The organism is Neobacillus sp. BF23-41 (assembly GCF_041106275.1).
In genome coordinates this window covers 21,975-40,185 of sequence record NZ_JBGBPR010000020.1, presented here as the reverse complement: position 1 = coordinate 40,185, position 18,211 = coordinate 21,975, and the positions used below count along the sequence as shown (strand labels likewise).

Here is an 18,211-nt window from a genome sequence, read left to right as displayed (position 1 = left end):
TAGGATTTAAAAAATGGTAAATGAACAATTGAGCAATAGCACAATCTTTCCGCTGGGACAAAAAGTTGAAGCAAACTTTATCGGTGATGCATACTTACAAATGGTGTATACTGATCCAACGCCACTCAATACATCAATCGGGAATGTAACCTTTGCTCCAGGAGCTCGCAATAACTGGCACTCTCATAAAGTTGGGCAAGTTTTATTAGTTACTGGTGGTGATGGTTGGTATCAGGAAGAGGGAAAACCAGCTCAACTACTTAAAATGGGAGATGTGGTGAATATTCCGCCGAATGTGAAACATTGGCATGGTGCCACAAAAGACAGTTGGTTTGTACACTTAGCAATGACACCTGGGCAAACGGACTGGTTAGAACCTGTTGATGATGAATGGTACAATAAATTATAATCTGAAATTAATAAATAGAAAAAACTGATTTTCCATTGAACTATAACCCGAATAATGGACACTTTATAAAAAGTCCCTTATTCGGGTTTTTCTGTGTCCATTTCACAAAAACCCGTTTATAATCAAACTCAATGATGTGAGCGGAGGACATACAATGAGTAAAATTATTTTTAATGAAATTCAAATGAAACCTCCTGAAAACACTTCATAAAATCCGCCAAATAAAAGAAATCCGAAAGGCATAAAAATAAGACCTAGATTTAAATCCAGGTCTTATTTTTATCGTCGAAACAAACAAAATGTAGGCATATTTGTGTCATAAGTAGGTGAGTTTGTGCCGTTATTGTAGGCACATTTGTGTCGCTGGACAACAAATAAGGATGGACCATTAAAAGGCAATTGAACTATTTTATATTATTACGTAAAATATAAATTTGACGTAATAAACTCAATTATGTAAAATATAGAAGTGAGGTGATTTTATGGTAAATCAGGATAAACTAACAAATTATAAAAAATTGCAAACCATTCTTAACGAATTACCGTGGTATGTTGATGAATACATAAACCACAAACTCAGAAAACTTTCGACGGCTTCCTTATATAATTACTGTCATGATTATAAAATCTTCTTCAACTGGATGATCAGCGAGCAATTAGTGCCTGGCAACGTCAAAGATATTCCTTTGGAACGTCTGGAGCAAATGACAGTTTTAGAAGTTGAAAGCTTTTTAAACTATCTCCATTATCAATTAAATAATAAAGAACTCACCGTAAATCGGAAATTATCTGCATTAAAATCACTATTTAATTACATGCAAAACATTGCTGAAACACCAGATTTAAAACCATACATTAATCGTAATGTCATGGCCAAAATTGAATTTAATGAAGTAAAAGACAGCATGGAAACAAAAGCAAATAAAATGGAAGGTAAAATCCTTCTTGGCGATGAATATGAGAAGTTTCGCCTCTTTGTTGCTAAAGATTATGGCGAAATGAACAAAGATAACAAAAAAATCTCTAACTTTTATCAATTAAATAAGGAGCGTGATACAGCGATTGTGTCATTAATCTTAGGATCCGGTCTTCGTCTTTCGGAGTTAGTTGGAATTGAATTAGACGATATCGATTTTAGTAAGTATTGTGTACGAGTCATTCGAAAAGGTAATAAAGAACAATTTGTTTTTTTTAGCCAAGTGGCAATGGCTGACCTGAAAGAATATCTGTCGATTCGAACTGCTAAGTACCAGGTTGATAAGGCCAATACGGCGTTGTTTATTTCTGCACCTATAGGACCAAAAGGAAAATCACGAAGATTAACGGGAAGATCCGTTGAAAAATTAATTGAAAAATATGCCACCGCATTTGGTAAACCAGCATTATCCGTACATAAGCTGCGGCATTCGTTTGCGACCAGATACCATGCTGAAATCAATGATGTACCAAAATTAAGACGTCAATTAGGTCATTCATCGATCCAAACCACAATGATTTACACACATATTAAGAATGATGATCTTAAAATTGCTGTTGATAAAATGGATATGCCAAAAGAACAACTGGATTAATAATGACTGTCTGTAAAAAAGGCAGTTAATTTTTTTATTTTATCAGTTTACATAATATTATTATGTAACAAAAAAATGAAATAATCTCAATTCCAAAGTATACTTAAGAAAATGAGACGGAATAAATTTTTTAATAATTTTCACTTTGCAAAATTAAAAATGCGTTTAGAAAGCTCATATGCTCTCCAAACGCATTTTCTTATCCTACATTTTTCATCGAATTACTGCCAGTAAACTGACTATTATACAAATCTGCATAAAATCCGCCTTTTTCAAGTAATTCGACGTGATTTCCTTTTTCAATCACACTGCCATTATTCATCACAAGGATTAAATCTGCATCACGAATCGTCGACAATCTGTGTGCAATAACAAAGCTTGTGCGTCCTTTCATTAAATGGTTCATCGCCTTTTGAATTTGTACCTCTGTGCGCGTATCTACACTACTTGTTGCTTCATCGAGTATTAGAATCGCTGGATTCGCGAGTATCGCTCTGGCAATGGTTAACAGTTGCTTTTGGCCCTGAGAAATATTGGATGCTTCCTCGTTCAATATCGTATCATAACCGTCTGGAAGAGTTCGGATAAAATGGTCCGCATTGGCTGCTCGAGCCGCTGCCACCACTTCCTCTTTTGTTGCCCCTTCCCTTCCGTATGCAATATTATCAAAAATCGTACTGTTAAACAGCCAGGTATCCTGAAGCACCATACCGAATAAACTCCTTAAGTGCTCCCTTTTTAAATCTCTCGTGTCAATGCCATCAATCAAAATTCGACCGGAATTAATCTCGTAGAAACGCATTAACAAATTAATAAGTGTTGTCTTCCCTGCCCCTGTTGGTCCGACAATTGCAACCGTCTGGCCAGATTTCACATCAATTTGCATGTCTTCGATTAAGATTTCATTTTCCTCGTAGCCAAAAGTAACATGTTCAAATGTTACTTCACCCCTCGGAGTAGAAATCACTTTTGCAGCAACCGCTTCTGGGACCTCTTCAGTTTCATCCAATATTTCAAACACACGTTCGGCACTTGCGATAGTTGATTGAATCACGTTGGCAATCGATGCTGTTTGTGCAATTGGTTGAGAAAATTGTCGCGCATATTGGATAAAGGCCTGAATATCACCAATTTCAATCGCTTTTTTAGTGACTAAGATTCCACCAACGACTGATACAAGGACATAGCCAATATTATTGATAAATGACATAAGCGGCATAATCATTCCAGAAACAAACTGTGCCTTCCAGGCTGATTGGTAGAGTGTTTCATTAATTCCTTCAAATTTGTCAATCGATTTCTGCTCATGGCCAAATACTTTGACTACCTTATGGCCTGTATACATTTCTTCTACATGACCATTTAGCTGGCCAAGTGATTTTTGCTGGCCTTTAAAATACAGTTGTGATTTTTTGGCGATTTTTGCAATCGCTACACCGCTTAGTGGCAGTGTCACAATCACGATCAATGTCATCAAAGGACTGATTGATAGCATCATGATGATTACTCCAATAATTGTAACTACTGAGGTAATCAACTGGGTTAAGCTTTGCTGTAAGGTTGTGCTGATATTATCGACATCATTGACCGCACGGCTGAGAATTTCCCCATGGGTACGTGAATCAAAGTATTTTAACGGCAGCCTGTTAAGCTTTTCTTCCACTTCTTTACGGAGATTATAAACTGTCTTTTGTGCGACACCAGCCATGATATATTGTTGTATATAAGCAAAAATCGCACTCAATATATAAAGACCTATTAGTAAAATAATAATTTGACCGATATACTCAAAATCTATTTTAGCCCCGGGAACTCCGCTGAGCTTCATCATCAAGCCTTCAAATAATTTTGTGGTTGCCTTCCCCATGATTTTAGGGCTGACAATTGCAAAAATCGTACTGATAATAGCAGTAATTAATACGGAAAGAAGCTGTAATTTATAAGGCTTCAAATAGCTGATTAATCTGTTTAGCGTTCCCTTAAAATTCTTTGCCTTTTGGACAGGCATGCCCATACCCATCGGGCCAAATCCACCGCCGGGGCCAGGACCAGGTTTGCGCGGCCCAGACTCTTGTTCTGGTGTTTGATGCTTGCTCATGCGATTTCCTCCTCTGACAGCTGCGACATCACAATCTCTCGATAAACCGCACTCGACTCCATCAAATCTTTATGCGTGCCGATTCCGGTTAGCTCTCCATTATCTAGGACAATAATCTGGTCTGCGTCAATAATTGTACTCACTCTTTGTGCTACGATTAATACCGTTGAATTGCCAGTTTCCCCTTTTAGTGCAGCGCGCAGCTTGGCATCTGTTTTAAAGTCCAATGCGGAGAAGCTGTCATCAAATATATAAATCTCAGGCTTCCGAACGAGGGCTCGAGCGATGGATAACCGCTGTTTCTGTCCGCCGGAAACATTTGTTCCCCCTTGGGAGATTACCGCATCAAAACCTTCTGGCATGTTTGAAATGAATTCTTTCGCCTGGGCAATTTCGGCAGCATGATCGACCTCTTCTGCCGTTGCATTTTCTTTCCCATAACGAATATTCTCTGTGATTGTGCCTGTAAATAGCACTGATTGCTGTGGGACAAACCCAATCTTTTCTCTAAGCTGTTCTTGGGTCATATCTCTTACATCAATTCCATCGACAAGAACCTTACCACTATCGACATCATAAAAACGAGGAATTAAGTTAATCAGTGTCGATTTTCCAGAGCCTGTTCCCCCTATAATAGCTGTTATTTCACCAGGCTTCATCGAGAAAGAAATATTTGAAATTGCAGGCATTTCTGCTCCAGGATAACTGAAGGTAACATCCTGAAATTCTACGTGCCCTTTTGTGCCTTCTCCTGATAACGTCGAAGATGGATCCTTAATATCGGCTACCGTCTCCAGCACTTCGTTGACTCGGACAGCAGATACCGATGCCCTTGGTATCATCACAAACATCATTGATAGCATGATGAAGGAGAACATAATTTGCATGGCATATTGGATAAATGCCATCATATCACCGACCTGCATATGCCCATTGCTAATCCGGAGTCCGCCAAACCAGACAATGGCTACCGTGGAGAGGTTTAGAACAATCATCATAATCGGCATCATGGCAGCCATGATTTTATTTACTTTTATAGCTGTTTGCGTTAAATCCCAATTGGCTTCATCAAAACGCTTCTTCTCATGCTCGACTCGATTAAATGAGCGAATAACACGAATACCAGTTAAGTTTTCTCGTAAAACGCGATTGAGATTATCCAATTTTACCTGCATTGCTTTAAATAGTGGAATTCCTTTTCTTGCGATTATGACGATCGCCAGTACGAGAATAGGTAAAGCGACAGCAAGAACTAACGTTAGCTTGGCATCCTTCGAATAGGCCATAATGATACCGCCAATACACATCATAGGTGCCATCGCCATCATTCGTAACATCATTACTAAGACTTGCTGGATTTGCGTAATATCGTTGGTAGTTCTTGTAATCAATGAAGCAGTTCCAAGTTTATCAAACTCGTGCAGTGAAAAGTTTCCTACGTGGGAGAAAATTTTGCTCCGCAATAGTTTTCCAAACCCTGATGCTGCTTTAGCTGAGTAGAAACTCGCAGCAATGGAACAAATCATCCCTCCTGCCGCGACGAGCAGCATGAAACCACCAATTTTCCATATGTAGTTGGTATCACCAGTCACGACACCCTTGTCAACAATGTCAGCCATTAACGTTGGCAAATAAAGTTCTGACAATGACTGTAAAAGCACTAGGCCTAACACCAAATAGATGGGTAATTGAAATGGTTTTAGAAATCTGGCTAATTTGATCAACATCTCTCAACTCCATTTTAATAATTGATAAGTAACTTTATCCTATTTTTATGAACTAAATATGAACAAATATATTTATTTAGTTTATTAAGAAGATCATTTGGCTTGTTAAGCAAACATATGTATATTCCCGACTGGAAATTCCGTCAAATTTTTGCAAAAAAAAACACAGGGAATCCTGTGTTTAGCGATCAATTATTTATTTCTTTATTAACCACCGTGCCGATGAGCTTCCAATGCCCTTTTTCAAACGACCAAGTAGATTTAACCAATGAAATAAGGTCCGCATTTGCGATTCCGGTTACCTTCTGCTCCCCAAGTAATCCAACTTTATTGCCCTCTAATTGTATCGGTTGGAGACTGCTAAAAGGGTTAACGGTTAGTTCTGTAGGCTCATTTAATTTTCCTTTATAATAAAGACCGAGCTTTTTATAATACTTTTGACGGTCATTTAAATCAAACCGATAGGATTTTCCTGTTTTAGCAAGTTTGATTTCAGCTTTAAACCCATTTAAAAAATGGCTATTCATTTCAAGCGGCTCAGGCAGGGCTAAATTCGTATGGACAAAATCCTTCATAGAATAAGAGTAGTTATGAACAATTCGCTTATTTTCTCCGGTTAACACACTTGCAAACAAGTCCTTCACCCCATCATGGTTTAAGTCCACTAGCAGGAGTGACGCTTTTGCACCACTTTCCAAAGGGAAGGAAAAGGTCTTTCCATTGGAGGCGGCAATTTCAATATAGATTTTCTCTAAAAATGTATCTTCTTTCTGATAAGGAACACCCTTTAAAAGGATTTGTTCCTCCTTTTCGTCTCCTGTAATATCTGCTTGCTCTTTTGTAATGGTGACCGTTTTTGTAGTTTCTTCAATTGCATAAACCCCAGTAATCGCAGTAAGTGACATGAGAAAAAACGAAGCAATCACCAGAAGCATCTCTTTTTTCATCCATGAACCCTCCCAACTCTGTTATTAGTTAGTATGTCCAGTTTTGGAAAAAAGATGAAAAAGGGACTCTCTTATTTTTAGAGAGTCCCCAAAAAATTATTCATTTGGTTTTTCAGGTGCTGCTACTTTCCAAACAGTGGTTATCTTGCCGTTATCATCCTCATCAAGTATAAACGAGCCATTCGAATAACGGTCACTGAAGTGAATATCTACTGTATGAAGTGTTTCGATATGTCCTTTTTCCGTTTGGAGATAAATAACATCCAGCTCATTAGCAATAACAAATCCGGTGATTCGGTGTGGGTTTGATTTAAGCTCTCTTAAAATGACAACCCCGCGCTTGGCTCGAGTTGCTTTTTCAAACTCTTTCATTTTCATTCTCTTCACAGCTCCACGCTGCGTCGCAATAACGATCGTTTCGTTACTATCTGGATGAATGATTTTTCCGCCAATGACAAAATCGTCATCCTTTAAATTCATCCCTTTAACTCCTGCAGCACGTGCACCGACAATACTGATTTCTTCTTCATGAAACCATAAGGAATAACCTAAGTGGGTGATTAAGAATAATTCTTTCGTTCCATCTGTTAAATGAACATCAGTAACTTGATCATCATCCTTAAGATTGATGCCAACAAGCGGTTTGGAATATCGCTGTGCTTTATATTGTTTAAGCTCTGTTTTCTTAACCATGCCATTTTTCGTGACAAAGACAAGGAATAGATTTGCCTCAAAGTCTTTCACCGGAATCGCTTGGATAATCTCTTCATCACGTTCAATTGGAATAATATTCGCGACATGCTGTCCAAGGTCTTTCCAACGGATATCCGGAAGCTCATGAACAGGGCAGAATAAATAATTTCCTTTATTCGTGAAGAGGAGAAGGACATCCTTTGTATTCATTTCAAGCTGAGATAACAAACGGTCTGAATCTTTCATCGCTAAATCCTGACCATTGGAAGCTGCATATGAACGTGGGCTCGTCCGTTTTACATACCCTTGTTTTGTGATCGTTACAATCACGTCTTCGCTAGGAACGGTAACTTCAAGATTGATTTTCAATTCTTCGATTTCAGCTTCAATCTTAGAACGACGCGCATCTGCAAAACGTTTCTTCACATCTTTTAATTCTTTTTTTATAACAGAGAAAAGCGTTTTCTCACTTGCTAAAATACTAGTAAGCTCGTCAATTTTCTTCGCTAATTCTTCCGCTTCCTGCCTCAGTGCAGTGATATCGGTGTTTGTTAAGCGATAAAGCTGTAAGGAAACGATCGCTTCAGCTTGCATTTCTGTGAAACCATACTTTGCCATCAAATTATCTTTTGCATCGCGTTTATCCTTGGATGCACGGATGGTGGCAATTACTTCATCAAGGATGGATAAAGCTTTCATTAATCCTTCAACGATATGCTGACGCTCTTTCGCTTTATTAAGGTCATATTGCGACCTTCTTGTAACAACTTCCTTTTGATGCTCGATATAGGCATCCAGCATGTCTCTTAGTCCCATTAATTTTGGACGCTTTTTATAGATGGCAACCATATTAAAATTGTAGGTTACTTGAAGATCACTATTTTTATATAAATAGTTCAAGACACCTTCTGCATCGGCATCTTTCTTTAAATCAATGACTATTCTTAAGCCTGTTCGGTCTGTTTCATCGCGGATTTCTGAAATTCCTTCTACTTTTCGATCGAGACGAAATTCATCCATTTTTTTAACAAGATTGGCTTTATTGACTTCATAGGGTATTTCGGTAATGACAATTTGCTGCTTACCGCCGCGTACCTCTTCTATTTCTGCTTTGCTCCGGACGATAATTTTCCCTTTACCAGTTTCATAGGCTTTTCTAATCCCATCAATCCCTTGAATGATACCGCCTGTAGGGAAATCTGGCCCTTTAATGATGTTCATCAGTTCGTCTACAGATACATCCGGTTGATCCATTCTCTTGATTACCCCGTCAATGATTTCTCCAAGGTGATGCGGGGGAATATCCGTTGCGTAACCTGCTGAAATTCCTGTCGAACCATTGACAAGAAGGTTCGGGAACATCGCTGGCAAGACCGTTGGTTCTTTCGATGTATCATCAAAGTTTGGAATAAATTCAACGGTATTTTTTTCGATGTCGCGCATTAATTCAGCAGCAATCGCTGAAAGCCTTGCTTCAGTATAACGCATTGCTGCCGGCGGATCACCATCAACGCTACCGTTGTTTCCGTGCATTTGAACGAGAACGTTTCGAACCTTCCAGTCCTGACTCATCCGCACCATTGCCTCATAAACAGAGGTATCACCGTGTGGGTGGTAGTTACCGATGACATTACCAACGGTTTTTGCTGATTTTCGAAAGCCTTTATCGTACGTATTTCCTTCCACATGCATCGCATAAAGAATTCTTCGCTGAACAGGCTTTAGGCCGTCACGGGCATCCGGAAGGGCACGTTCTTGAATGATGTACTTACTATATCTGCCAAAACGATCACCAATTACATCTTCTAGAGGCAAGTCACGGAATTTTTCATTTGTACTCATCCTTCAGAACCCTCCTCGGAGACCGTAATATTTTCATTTTCTAAAATGGTGTCATCTTCTTCTAAACCAAATGCTACATTACTTTCAATCCACTTACGGCGCGGTTCAACCTTGTCGCCCATAAGGGTTGTAACGCGGCGTTCTGCTCGTGCAACATCATCGATTTTTACACGAATCAATGTCCGTGTTTCTGGATCCATTGTTGTATCCCATAGCTGGTCGGCATTCATTTCGCCAAGTCCTTTATAACGCTGAATAATATAGCCTCTGCCAACTTTTTTCAGGGCACCCTGGAGATCATCATCACTCCAAGCATATTCGATAATTTCCTTTTTGCCTGTCCCTTTACTCACTTTATAAAGCGGCGGGAGGGCAATAAACACTTTGCCTGCTTCTAGCAGCGGCTTCATATATCGATAAAAGAAGGTAAGTAATAAGACCTGAATATGTGCTCCATCGGTATCAGCATCCGTCATAATGACAATTTTATCATAGTTGATATCTTCTACATTAAAATCGGTACCGACCCCACCGCCAATTGCATGGATGATCGTATTGATTTCTTCATTTTTAAAAATGTCAGAGAGTTTTGCTTTTTCCGTATTGATTACTTTACCTCTAAGTGGAAGTACGGCTTGAAAGCGGCGGTCACGCCCTTGTTTTGCGGAACCTCCCGCGGAATCGCCCTCCACCAGATATAGTTCATTTCTTTGCGGATTACGTGATTGGGCAGGTGTTAGTTTACCAGACAAAACGGCATCCGAACGTTTCCGTTTTTTACCGCTCCTTGCATCTTCACGCGCTTTTCTAGCAGCTTCTCGAGCTTGATAGGCTTTAATCGATTTTTTGATAAGAAGGGAGCTAATATCAGGGTTCTCTTCAAGAAAGTAGGAGAGATGTTCAGAAACAACAGCATCGACTGCTGACCTAGCCTCACTAGTTCCTAATTTCCCCTTTGTTTGTCCTTCGAACTGAAGTAGTTCTTCCGGGATTCGAACGGAGATTATTGCCGATAAACCTTCACGGATATCTGCACCATCAAGGTTTTTGTCTTTATCTTTTAAGAATGAAACCTTGCGGGCATAATCGTTAAATACCCTTGTCATTGCTGTTTTTGCCCCTGCTTCATGGGTACCGCCATCTCTTGTGCGGACATTATTGACAAAGGAGAGGACATTTTCGGAATAGCCATCATTAAATTGAAACGCAAAATCCACTTCTATTCCATGCTGAGATCCTTCTAAGCTGATAACCGGATGAAGGACATCCTTTTCTTCGTTTAAATAAGCAACGAAGGCTTCAATCCCATTCTCATAATGAAAGACTTCATGGAAATCATTACGATCATCGATAATATCGATTTTCAATCCTTTTAGCAAGAAGGCTGACTCTCGTAACCTCTCACATAATGTTTCGAAATTGTAAGTAGTCGTCGAAAAAATGGTCGGATCTGGCTTAAAATGAATCGTTGTTCCCGTTTGATTGGTTTTGCCGATTTTTTCGAGAGTGGTTGCTGGCTTTCCGCCATTTTCAAAGCGCTGCTCATATACGAAACCGTCCCTTTTAATCGTGACAGTTAACCATTCAGATAATGCATTAACTACCGATGCACCAACACCATGCAAACCGCCGCTTGTTTTATATCCGCCTTGGCCGAACTTTCCGCCGGCATGTAGCACTGTTAATATAACCTCTGGTGTCGGTTTCCCCATTTTGTGCATACCTGTAGGCATGCCGCGCCCGCGGTCATTAACACTAATTGAATTATCTTTGTGTATTTTTACAATGATTTGATCACCAAATCCTCCAAGTGCTTCATCGACAGAATTGTCGACAATCTCATAAACGAGGTGATGAAGACCGCGTGAATCGGTGCTGCCAATGTACATTCCTGGACGCTTTCGAACCGCCTCTAGACCTTCTAGTACCTGTATGGCATCATCATTATAATCAAAAGCTTGCTGATTCCTTGCCACTAAAATACCCCTTTCATTCCCTACAAAAAGAAGTATCCTTCTAATTGCTTCATGAACTAATTGATTAGTCATCTTTTTATTATCTTTTTATATTTTAAAATAGAACCAATGTTTGCCGCTTCTTATTTTATCATAAATCTTGCGGCGTCTATGCTATATTGTAGCGATTTATTTTAATTTGGCAAATACGTAATTTGAAACAACATATTTTTGTAATAATATTATCTAGCGTTTTTTGGGGGTTTGAAAGAAAAAAACTGCTAATAATTAGCAGTTTTTTGGTAAACATTATGCTTTTGTTAACGCATGTTCGACTTTGATGCAGCGGTTCATAATAACGGTATAGCCCTTGTTTTTTAAAAACTCATATGCCTCATCATTTTCTAGTCCAAGCTGCGCCCAATATACATCGGCATCGATCTCATCAAATTCTTTGGCTACATCGAACAATTGTTCTGACCTACGAAAAACATTAACAATGTCTACATGTCCTTCAATATCTTTCAGAGAGGCAACTGCCTTGACACCAAGAACCTGATCGACAGTAGGATTCACTGGTATAATGTCATAACCCGCTTTTTGCATAGCAGCAGAAACTTGATAGGATGTTCGTTCAGGATTATCACTCAAACCAACAACAGCGATTCTTTTTGCCTCTTTTAAAATTATCCCAATTTCATTACGACTTGGATTTTCAATGCTCATATGTCTCACTCCCTTTTCTCTTTATTTTACCTATATTTTCAAAAAATACATAATAAAAAGTTCTTAACAGAAAAAACCCCTGGTAGAAGAGGCTGCATAAAATATTCTTTAACTGGATAAAAGTTTCGGTTTGACCGCGGCTGCTACCTTTGGAATGGTAAGGCAGAATCGAGCTCCATCACCAGTATTTTCTGCTAAGACACTTCCGTCCATGTTCTCTAATATTTTATTGGCCATATAAAGTCCTAAACCGGTGCCATGATGTCTTGTAGTAAAATAAGGTTCGAAGATTTTCTCAAGCAGTGAGGGTTCAATTCCACCAGCATTATCGATAAATTCAGCCGATATTTCTTTATCCGTTTCATCTATTTTGATGTATATTTTTCGATTATTTATCGCGTTTTGAACAAATGCATCCCTAGTATTTGTGAAAAGATTAAGGACAACTTGGCTATATTCATTCGGACATCCATATGCCATATACCGACCTCTGTATTCAAATTCAACCTGTATTTCATGGTTTATTAAACTTGATGAAAAAATAGAAAGAGCATCTTCAATGGAATCCCCCACGGAGAATGGGACTTTTTTCTTGTTCGGTTTATAAAATTTGCGAAAATCATTAATCGTCCTTGACATATGCTTAATTTGGAGCAAGCCTTCTCGGGTAAAACGGTCAATATATTGATCATCAATTTCTCCGAACTCTCGTGCTTCTCTTACATCCTGGATTAATAGTGATAAACTATTTAACGGTTGACGCCATTGATGCCCAATACTTGCAATCATTTCCCCCATTGCAGCAAGTCTTGATTGCTGGATTAAGACATAATCCTTTTCACGGTTTTTTGCTACTTCTTCCTGAATTCTTTGTTCTAAATCTTGTTTCACTGTCTCTACAGATTCATATATTTTTGCTAAGTCCTGATAGCTCTTTTCACTTTCCTTTAGCTTTTTCAACAACTCACGGCGCTTATAAAAAGATTGGAAAATGACATAAATAAAGGTTCCACTAACAAAGGATAGGATAAAATACCACATTATCACTCTAACCACCCTCAAAACATTCTTGGCTGTATAGTGTTACACAGTTTCGTCCTTTATTTTTAGACTGAGTAAGTGCTTGATTTGCCTCAGAAATTAAATTATTTTTCGTTTTGCCTTTAGAAAACTCGGCGATCCCAAAGCTGCATGTTATCTTATCAATATTATTAAATTTAAAGTCTTCGATAATGGAACGGATAGATTCTGCTAACTCCTGTGCTCCATTACTATCCGTAGCAGTAGTGAGCAGGATAAACTCTTCGCCACCACAACGGGCAAAAATATCTGATTCTCTAATCCGTTGCTGAACAATGGTAGAGATCGTATGAAGGACTGTATCCCCAGCCTGTTGCCCAAAGCGTTCATTCACATGATTAAAGAAATCAATATCCATCAAAATAATCGAAAAAGGCTGGCCTAATCGTTCGGCACGTCTAATTTCCATTTCCAAGATATCATCAATTTCCATTCGGTTTATACTGTTAGTTAAGGAATCCATCAGGACTAATTGCCGATTCTTTCTATTCTCATCCTCTAAAGCAGTGATATCCTTACAAACAAATATATACTGGTTCGTTCCTGGAATGGCCTCGACCTTTATTAAAAAGATATTATCCCTTGCATGGGTGTCTTTCCAGTGCACCTTCACAGGGTTATTTCCAGTTTCCAAAATTTCCTCATACCACCTGCTCTTGTCTTTTGGATAAAAATAATTGCTACCTTCAACAAAATAACTAGAAAGTAATTTACTTTTATGTAGATGAGTTTGAATCTTGCTAATTCCAGTAAAGTTGGTAAAGGCCTGATTGAATTCAATGATTTCATCGTTTTCAAGGACAAAAATAAGGTTATCCTGAAAATCTAAGATGGCTCTTGTTAACTTCTTTTGTTTGGAAAGCTCTTTCTCTAGTTGCATTTGGTAGACTGATTTTTGAATGGCGTGCAAAAGCTGACCTAAGTCAATCGGTTTGAAGATAAAATGATTAATTTTATTTGCATCGGACTGGATAAAGAAATCATGTTCTTCATAAGCACTTATTGCAATCACCTGGACTTGTTCGTTCAAGGCTCGTATCTTATTAATCAGTTCTAACCCGCTCTCTTGGTTCATTTTAATATCACAAATAATTAAATCCGGTTGGTAAAGCTGGTAAAGCTGAAATCCTTCCACATCGTCAATTGCCGCATAAACATTGGCAAAACGACGCTTTAGAACTCGCACTAGTTTTTCCCTAGAAAACTTTTCTTCTTCAACATATAACACTTTAACATCATGGTATTGATCATTTAGGTATTGCTGAAGATTTGTTGCCATTGGTTTTTCACCTCTCTTATAATTTCAGGATGATTGGATATGTGAAAACCGACCAATTCACTTGTATCGTCGGCCGGTTTTATATGTTTTATATGATTTTATCTAAATTATATTGTCTCTATACTTTGCTTTCAATGGATTAACCAAGGGTTTGAAAATTCTCCATTTTTTCGTAATAAAATTGACTCTATTTGTACTTACTTTGGACAGAAAAGGAAAAGCGTGGTGTTTTTTCTATATTACATGGTAAAATAGAAGGACTGGATCTTTTTGTTGAAGGAGAATTTGTTAATGGTTCAAATTATTTTAGTTTTGGTTCTTGCGTATTTACTAGGTTCAATCCCCTCTGGTTTAATTATCGGAAAAGTATTTTATAAAACAGATATTCGCCAGCATGGGAGCGGAAATTTAGGCGGAACAAATACGTTTCGGACACTCGGTGTTAAGGCGGGAATGGCGGTGACACTTGCTGATATACTGAAAGGGACATTAGCAGCATCCCTGCCCTATCTTTTTCATCTCGATGTGAATCCACTACTGGCTGGAGTATTGGCTGTTATCGGTCATACCTATCCGATTTTTGCCGGTTTTCGTGGCGGAAAAGCCGTTGCTACTTCAGGTGGTGTCGTATTGTTCTATGCACCCTATATGTTTATCACGGTCCTTGTTATCTTTTTTATCAGTTTATACATATCAAAATATGTTTCCTTATCCTCGATGATCGCAGGAATTACAGCTGTTTTGTTTGCCATTGTTACTGGTATTATTCGTGATTGGGACATCCCTTTGCTCATCGTAGTATTTCTGCTAGCTTCGTTTGTAATATATCGGCACCGAGCCAATATTAAAAGAATTATTAATAAAACGGAACCAAAGATTAAATGGTTATAATGAAAAGGAACCGATACTGGTTCCTTTTTGTTTTTTAAATAGTTTTAAAATTATACAAGAATATAATATAGTATAACTAACAGTCTAAAAAAGAGATTACATAAAAAACCAGCGCCTAATAAGGAGTAATTATGAAACGGAATGCTATTATACCTTCAGTTTTAATTATTTTTGCATGTATCGGTTTAGCTACTTACCTTTTAATTCAACAAAGTCAACATTCAGATGAAGACGAAAAAGTTTATCCTTCAAAAGAGCATAAGCCTCGATCATCCCTATTGATCAATCGCGAGATGACAGAAAAAATAACACTTGGTGCCATTGGGGATATACTGATTCACGACAAAGTTTATAAAGATGCCTTTAATGGGGCGAGATATAATTTTGACCCAATGTTTGAAAATGTAAAACCTCTATTAGAAAAGCCAGATGTTTTAACTGCCAATCAAGAAAGTATGTTAGGGGGAAATGCACTGGGTCTTTCAGGTTATCCGAGGTTTAATAGCCCATACGAGCTAGCAGATGCGCTCGTCCATTCAGGGGTCGATATAGTTTCCACAGCCAATAATCATACGTTAGATAAAGGCGAAAAAGGGATTAAGTCGGAAGCCGCTTATTTAGACAGTATTGGCCTGCCACGTGTGGGAAGCTTCATTGATGAAAAGGACCGCCAAAATTTGAGGATACTAAATAAAAATGGGATTAAGCTTGCATTTCTCTCCTATACCTACGGAACGAACGGAATCCCAGTTCCAGACGGAAAAGATTTTCTCGTCAACCTTATTAACCGCGAATCGATGAAAGAAGAAATTCATCGCGCCAAAAAGCAATCTGATGTAGTTGTCATGAGCATCCATTGGGGTAATGAGTACAAGCGAATTCCGACAAAAGAACAAAAAGACCTTGCAAAATTTCTTGCTAATGAAGGAGTCGACATCATCTTTGGCTCTCACCCCCATGTCCTGCAGCCAATGGAATGGATAAAATCAGCGAAAGGCAAACAAACATTCGTCGTTTATTCATTAGGGAATTTTATTTCCGCCCAACATGGTGACTATAAAGATATAGGCGGTTTAACCACCATTGATATTACGAAACATGTCTCAGAAAAAGGAAACACGATTGTATTGTCTAACCCGGCTTTTTATCCAACCTATGTAGCAAGTAAAAAGAATCATAATTTCCGTGTGGTTCCATTAGAGAAAGCAGGATCATTTGGTCTTCGAAATGCTAATGCGAAATTTAAAGAAATTCAAACGCATATGCAACAATGGCTCCAGTAAAGCGGGGCCTTTTTACTCATAAAAGAAAGGTGGGAGGAACAAAGCGGATGGAAGGTATTAATCGACAAGGTATCTTGTTAAGTCTGTTATTTTTAACCATGACCTATTTTTTTGTAAGAGGTTACTACACTCCTTTTTTTGTTTTTCTGATTGCTTTATTATTATTAGTTGCTTTTTTTAAGGAAGAGAAACGCTTATTTGCCTGGATGGTCATATCATTTTTTCTAGGTAATCTATTGCTAGTGTATATGGATAACTTCATAGAAAGTTTTCGTTTATCTGCTTATTCGCTTGTCCTGTCTAGTCAATTGTTATTATTAATTCCAATCATTATCATTAGCTATGTTATTAAGAAATTTAAACTAGATATTATTCCATTTTTAAAAAAACCTATGCTATCAGGAGAAATTCAACTCCCTTTTAACATCGCTTTTTCGTTAAGAAAGTTTTTTCTTATCCTTTGCCTTCTTTCAATACTAGCTATTATTGGGATACTTTTGATAAAAAAGGATGAAGTGCAATGGCATCCTTTGCTATTCATTTTATTGTTTTCAATCATCAATGCATTGCTAGAAGAGGTTTTGTGGCGCGGAATACTTCTTTCTAAACTAATTACGATAACCAATCAACGATTAGGTTTGATCGTCACCAGCATTGCTTTTGGCTTACATACGACCATGTTTGGATTTTCAATCTTAATATCCATTCTTTATATTTTTCTAGGATTAATATTTGGATTATTTACGTTAACATCTAAAAGTATCATTCCAGCTTTCATTGTTCATACTTTGATCACGATCTTATTAATAGTATCCGGATGTGGTATGATTCCCGTGTAAATTTGCCGAAATTCCTAATCTAAAAAGAAATCCGCACTCTTGATTGGTTACTCTTCAAGTGTACGGATTTCTTTTTGCCATATATGTTCAAACAAACCTTCTTTTTGTAAAATTTCTCTTTGTCGCTCACCTATTAAATCGAAATGCGAATAACCATCCTTCCGATGATGGATCCATTCTTTCCTTAACCCATATTTTTGGCCCCAAACTGCTAATTTTGAAAGGTCATTGCAGCCCACCTTAGTGACTGTATTTGAACCTGGAAAGCGATCATCAAGCCAATAATGGGTTAAAAACGCAATTTCTCCGTTGTCAATTTTTCTTTTCCATTCGCTTATTTGCTGTTTTTTAATTCCAAAGGCCAATCAAGACACCTCTATGTATAGATTATTACGCTGATAAAAGTAAGAATTTTAGTCCTTTTTCTTAATTTCCTCATATTTTAAATACCATTCAGGAAATGCCCTTTTGAATGAAGTCGGTCTAAAATTATCTTTTTTAACAATAATATGGGTTGTTTTTCCTTCTGCACAAATTTCATCATCGCCATTTACAATCGTATATCCATAAACAGTTTTGATGCCATCATTTAATTCTACCCATGTTTTTACAAACCCTTTATCACCATAGCGTAACGGTTTTCTGTAGGTTACTTGAACGTCATAAACAGGAGCAAAATAACCTGACTCCTCCATTGCAAGATAACTATAGCCGAGATCCTCAATAAATCCGGTTCTGCCAAGTTCAAAAAACTTTAGATAATTAGCATGGTAAATAACACCCATCATATCTGTATCAGCATAATAGAGCTGAATTTCTCTAGTCGAAATAAATAAATTTTCCACGGGTCACGACCCTTTCGTGATCATAT

15 protein-coding genes are annotated in these 18,211 nt (G+C 37.9%); 5 read left to right on the top strand and 10 right to left on the bottom strand.

Features of this window, described 5'->3' with window-relative positions; translation table 11 throughout:
- Positions 1–13: 13 nt before the first annotated feature.
- Together AB7942_RS22970 and xerS are read left to right on the top strand one after the other, a co-directional pair.
- Positions 14–409, top strand: a complete 396-nt coding sequence (locus tag AB7942_RS22970) for a cupin domain-containing protein (RefSeq protein WP_369448651.1) — start codon at positions 14–16, stop codon at positions 407–409.
- 482 nt (positions 410–891) lie between these two features.
- Positions 892–1,980, top strand: coding sequence for a tyrosine recombinase XerS (gene xerS / locus AB7942_RS22965; RefSeq protein ID WP_369448650.1), 1,089 nt, complete (start codon positions 892–894; stop codon positions 1,978–1,980).
- A gap of 199 nt (positions 1,981–2,179) precedes the next feature.
- Here the strand turns inward: xerS and AB7942_RS22960 are convergent, their stop codons facing one another.
- The 8 genes from AB7942_RS22960 to AB7942_RS22925 all read right to left on the bottom strand — a co-directional run bounded on the left by AB7942_RS22960 (position 2,180) and on the right by AB7942_RS22925 (position 14,327).
- On the bottom strand, positions 2,180–4,078 hold the full coding sequence (locus AB7942_RS22960) for an ABC transporter ATP-binding protein (RefSeq protein WP_369448649.1): 1,899 nt from the start codon (positions 4,076–4,078) through the stop codon (positions 2,180–2,182).
- Positions 4,075–5,802 (bottom strand): ABC transporter ATP-binding protein, encoded by a 1,728-nt coding sequence (locus AB7942_RS22955; RefSeq protein WP_369448699.1) that lies wholly within the window; start codon positions 5,800–5,802, stop codon positions 4,075–4,077. Before AB7942_RS22955 ends, AB7942_RS22960 begins: the two co-directional genes overlap by 4 nt.
- Before the next feature lie 191 nt (positions 5,803–5,993).
- The gene (locus tag AB7942_RS22950; RefSeq protein ID WP_369448648.1) at positions 5,994–6,752 is read right to left on the bottom strand and encodes a hypothetical protein; all 759 of its coding nucleotides are present in this window, start codon (positions 6,750–6,752) and stop codon (positions 5,994–5,996) included.
- Between the two features lie 96 nt (positions 6,753–6,848).
- Positions 6,849–9,287 carry a DNA topoisomerase IV subunit A gene (gene parC / locus AB7942_RS22945; RefSeq protein ID WP_369448647.1) on the bottom strand — a complete coding sequence of 813 codons (2,439 nt, stop codon included), beginning with the start codon at positions 9,285–9,287 and terminating at the stop codon, positions 6,849–6,851.
- Positions 9,284–11,263 (bottom strand): DNA topoisomerase IV subunit B, encoded by a 1,980-nt coding sequence (parE, locus tag AB7942_RS22940; RefSeq protein ID WP_369448646.1) that lies wholly within the window; start codon positions 11,261–11,263, stop codon positions 9,284–9,286. The genes parC and parE overlap by 4 nt, the downstream gene beginning before the upstream one ends.
- Positions 11,264–11,551: 288 nt before the next feature.
- Positions 11,552–11,968, bottom strand: coding sequence for a CoA-binding protein (locus AB7942_RS22935; RefSeq protein ID WP_088087682.1), 417 nt, complete (start codon positions 11,966–11,968; stop codon positions 11,552–11,554).
- 108 nt (positions 11,969–12,076) lie between these two features.
- Entirely contained in the window at positions 12,077–13,009 is a 933-nt protein-coding gene (locus tag AB7942_RS22930) for a sensor histidine kinase (protein WP_369448698.1), read from the bottom strand.
- A 7-nt stretch (positions 13,010–13,016) separates the two neighbouring features.
- Positions 13,017–14,327 (bottom strand): diguanylate cyclase domain-containing protein, encoded by a 1,311-nt coding sequence (locus tag AB7942_RS22925; protein WP_369448645.1) that lies wholly within the window; start codon positions 14,325–14,327, stop codon positions 13,017–13,019.
- A gap of 291 nt (positions 14,328–14,618) precedes the next feature.
- On the opposite strand from AB7942_RS22925, the gene plsY reads away from it, so the two are divergent.
- The 3 genes from plsY to AB7942_RS22910 all read left to right on the top strand — a co-directional run bounded on the left by plsY (position 14,619) and on the right by AB7942_RS22910 (position 17,340).
- Positions 14,619–15,218, top strand: coding sequence for a glycerol-3-phosphate 1-O-acyltransferase PlsY (gene plsY / locus AB7942_RS22920; protein WP_369448644.1), 600 nt, complete (start codon positions 14,619–14,621; stop codon positions 15,216–15,218).
- A gap of 131 nt (positions 15,219–15,349) precedes the next feature.
- Complete coding sequence (locus AB7942_RS22915) at positions 15,350–16,501, top strand: CapA family protein (RefSeq protein ID WP_369448643.1); 1,152 nt, start codon at positions 15,350–15,352, stop codon at positions 16,499–16,501.
- Between the two features lie 47 nt (positions 16,502–16,548).
- The gene (locus tag AB7942_RS22910; protein WP_369448642.1) at positions 16,549–17,340 is read left to right on the top strand and encodes a CPBP family intramembrane glutamic endopeptidase; all 792 of its coding nucleotides are present in this window, start codon (positions 16,549–16,551) and stop codon (positions 17,338–17,340) included.
- Positions 17,341–17,387: 47 nt separating this feature from the next.
- Here AB7942_RS22910 and AB7942_RS22905 read toward each other — a convergent pair whose 3' ends face one another.
- A complete protein-coding gene (locus AB7942_RS22905; RefSeq protein WP_369448641.1) occupies positions 17,388–17,705 on the bottom strand; it encodes a hypothetical protein in 318 nt (105 codons plus the stop codon).
- A gap of 48 nt (positions 17,706–17,753) precedes the next feature.
- Positions 17,754–18,185, bottom strand: coding sequence for an acyl-CoA thioesterase (locus AB7942_RS22900; protein WP_369448640.1), 432 nt, complete (start codon positions 18,183–18,185; stop codon positions 17,754–17,756).
- Positions 18,186–18,211 lie beyond the last annotated feature (26 nt).

Excerpts from the sequence above, each read along its gene's own strand:
- xerS (WP_369448650.1), top strand. The coding sequence starts at position 892 with ATGGTAAATCAGGATAAACTAACAAATTATAAAAAATTGCAAACCATT.
- AB7942_RS22925 (WP_369448645.1), bottom strand. The coding sequence starts at position 14,327 with ATGGCAACAAATCTTCAGCAATACCTAAATGATCAATACCATGATGTT.
- parC (WP_369448647.1), bottom strand. The coding sequence starts at position 9,287 with ATGAGTACAAATGAAAAATTCCGTGACTTGCCTCTAGAAGATGTAATT.
- AB7942_RS22950 (WP_369448648.1), bottom strand. The coding sequence starts at position 6,752 with ATGAAAAAAGAGATGCTTCTGGTGATTGCTTCGTTTTTTCTCATGTCA.
- AB7942_RS22970 (WP_369448651.1), top strand. The coding sequence starts at position 14 with ATGGTAAATGAACAATTGAGCAATAGCACAATCTTTCCGCTGGGACAA.
- plsY (WP_369448644.1), top strand. The coding sequence starts at position 14,619 with ATGGTTCAAATTATTTTAGTTTTGGTTCTTGCGTATTTACTAGGTTCA.
- AB7942_RS22910 (WP_369448642.1), top strand. The coding sequence starts at position 16,549 with ATGGAAGGTATTAATCGACAAGGTATCTTGTTAAGTCTGTTATTTTTA.
- AB7942_RS22935 (WP_088087682.1), bottom strand. The coding sequence starts at position 11,968 with ATGAGCATTGAAAATCCAAGTCGTAATGAAATTGGGATAATTTTAAAA.
- AB7942_RS22960 (WP_369448649.1), bottom strand. The coding sequence starts at position 4,078 with ATGAGCAAGCATCAAACACCAGAACAAGAGTCTGGGCCGCGCAAACCT.
- AB7942_RS22930 (WP_369448698.1), bottom strand. The coding sequence starts at position 13,009 with ATGTGGTATTTTATCCTATCCTTTGTTAGTGGAACCTTTATTTATGTC.
- AB7942_RS22915 (WP_369448643.1), top strand. The coding sequence starts at position 15,350 with ATGAAACGGAATGCTATTATACCTTCAGTTTTAATTATTTTTGCATGT.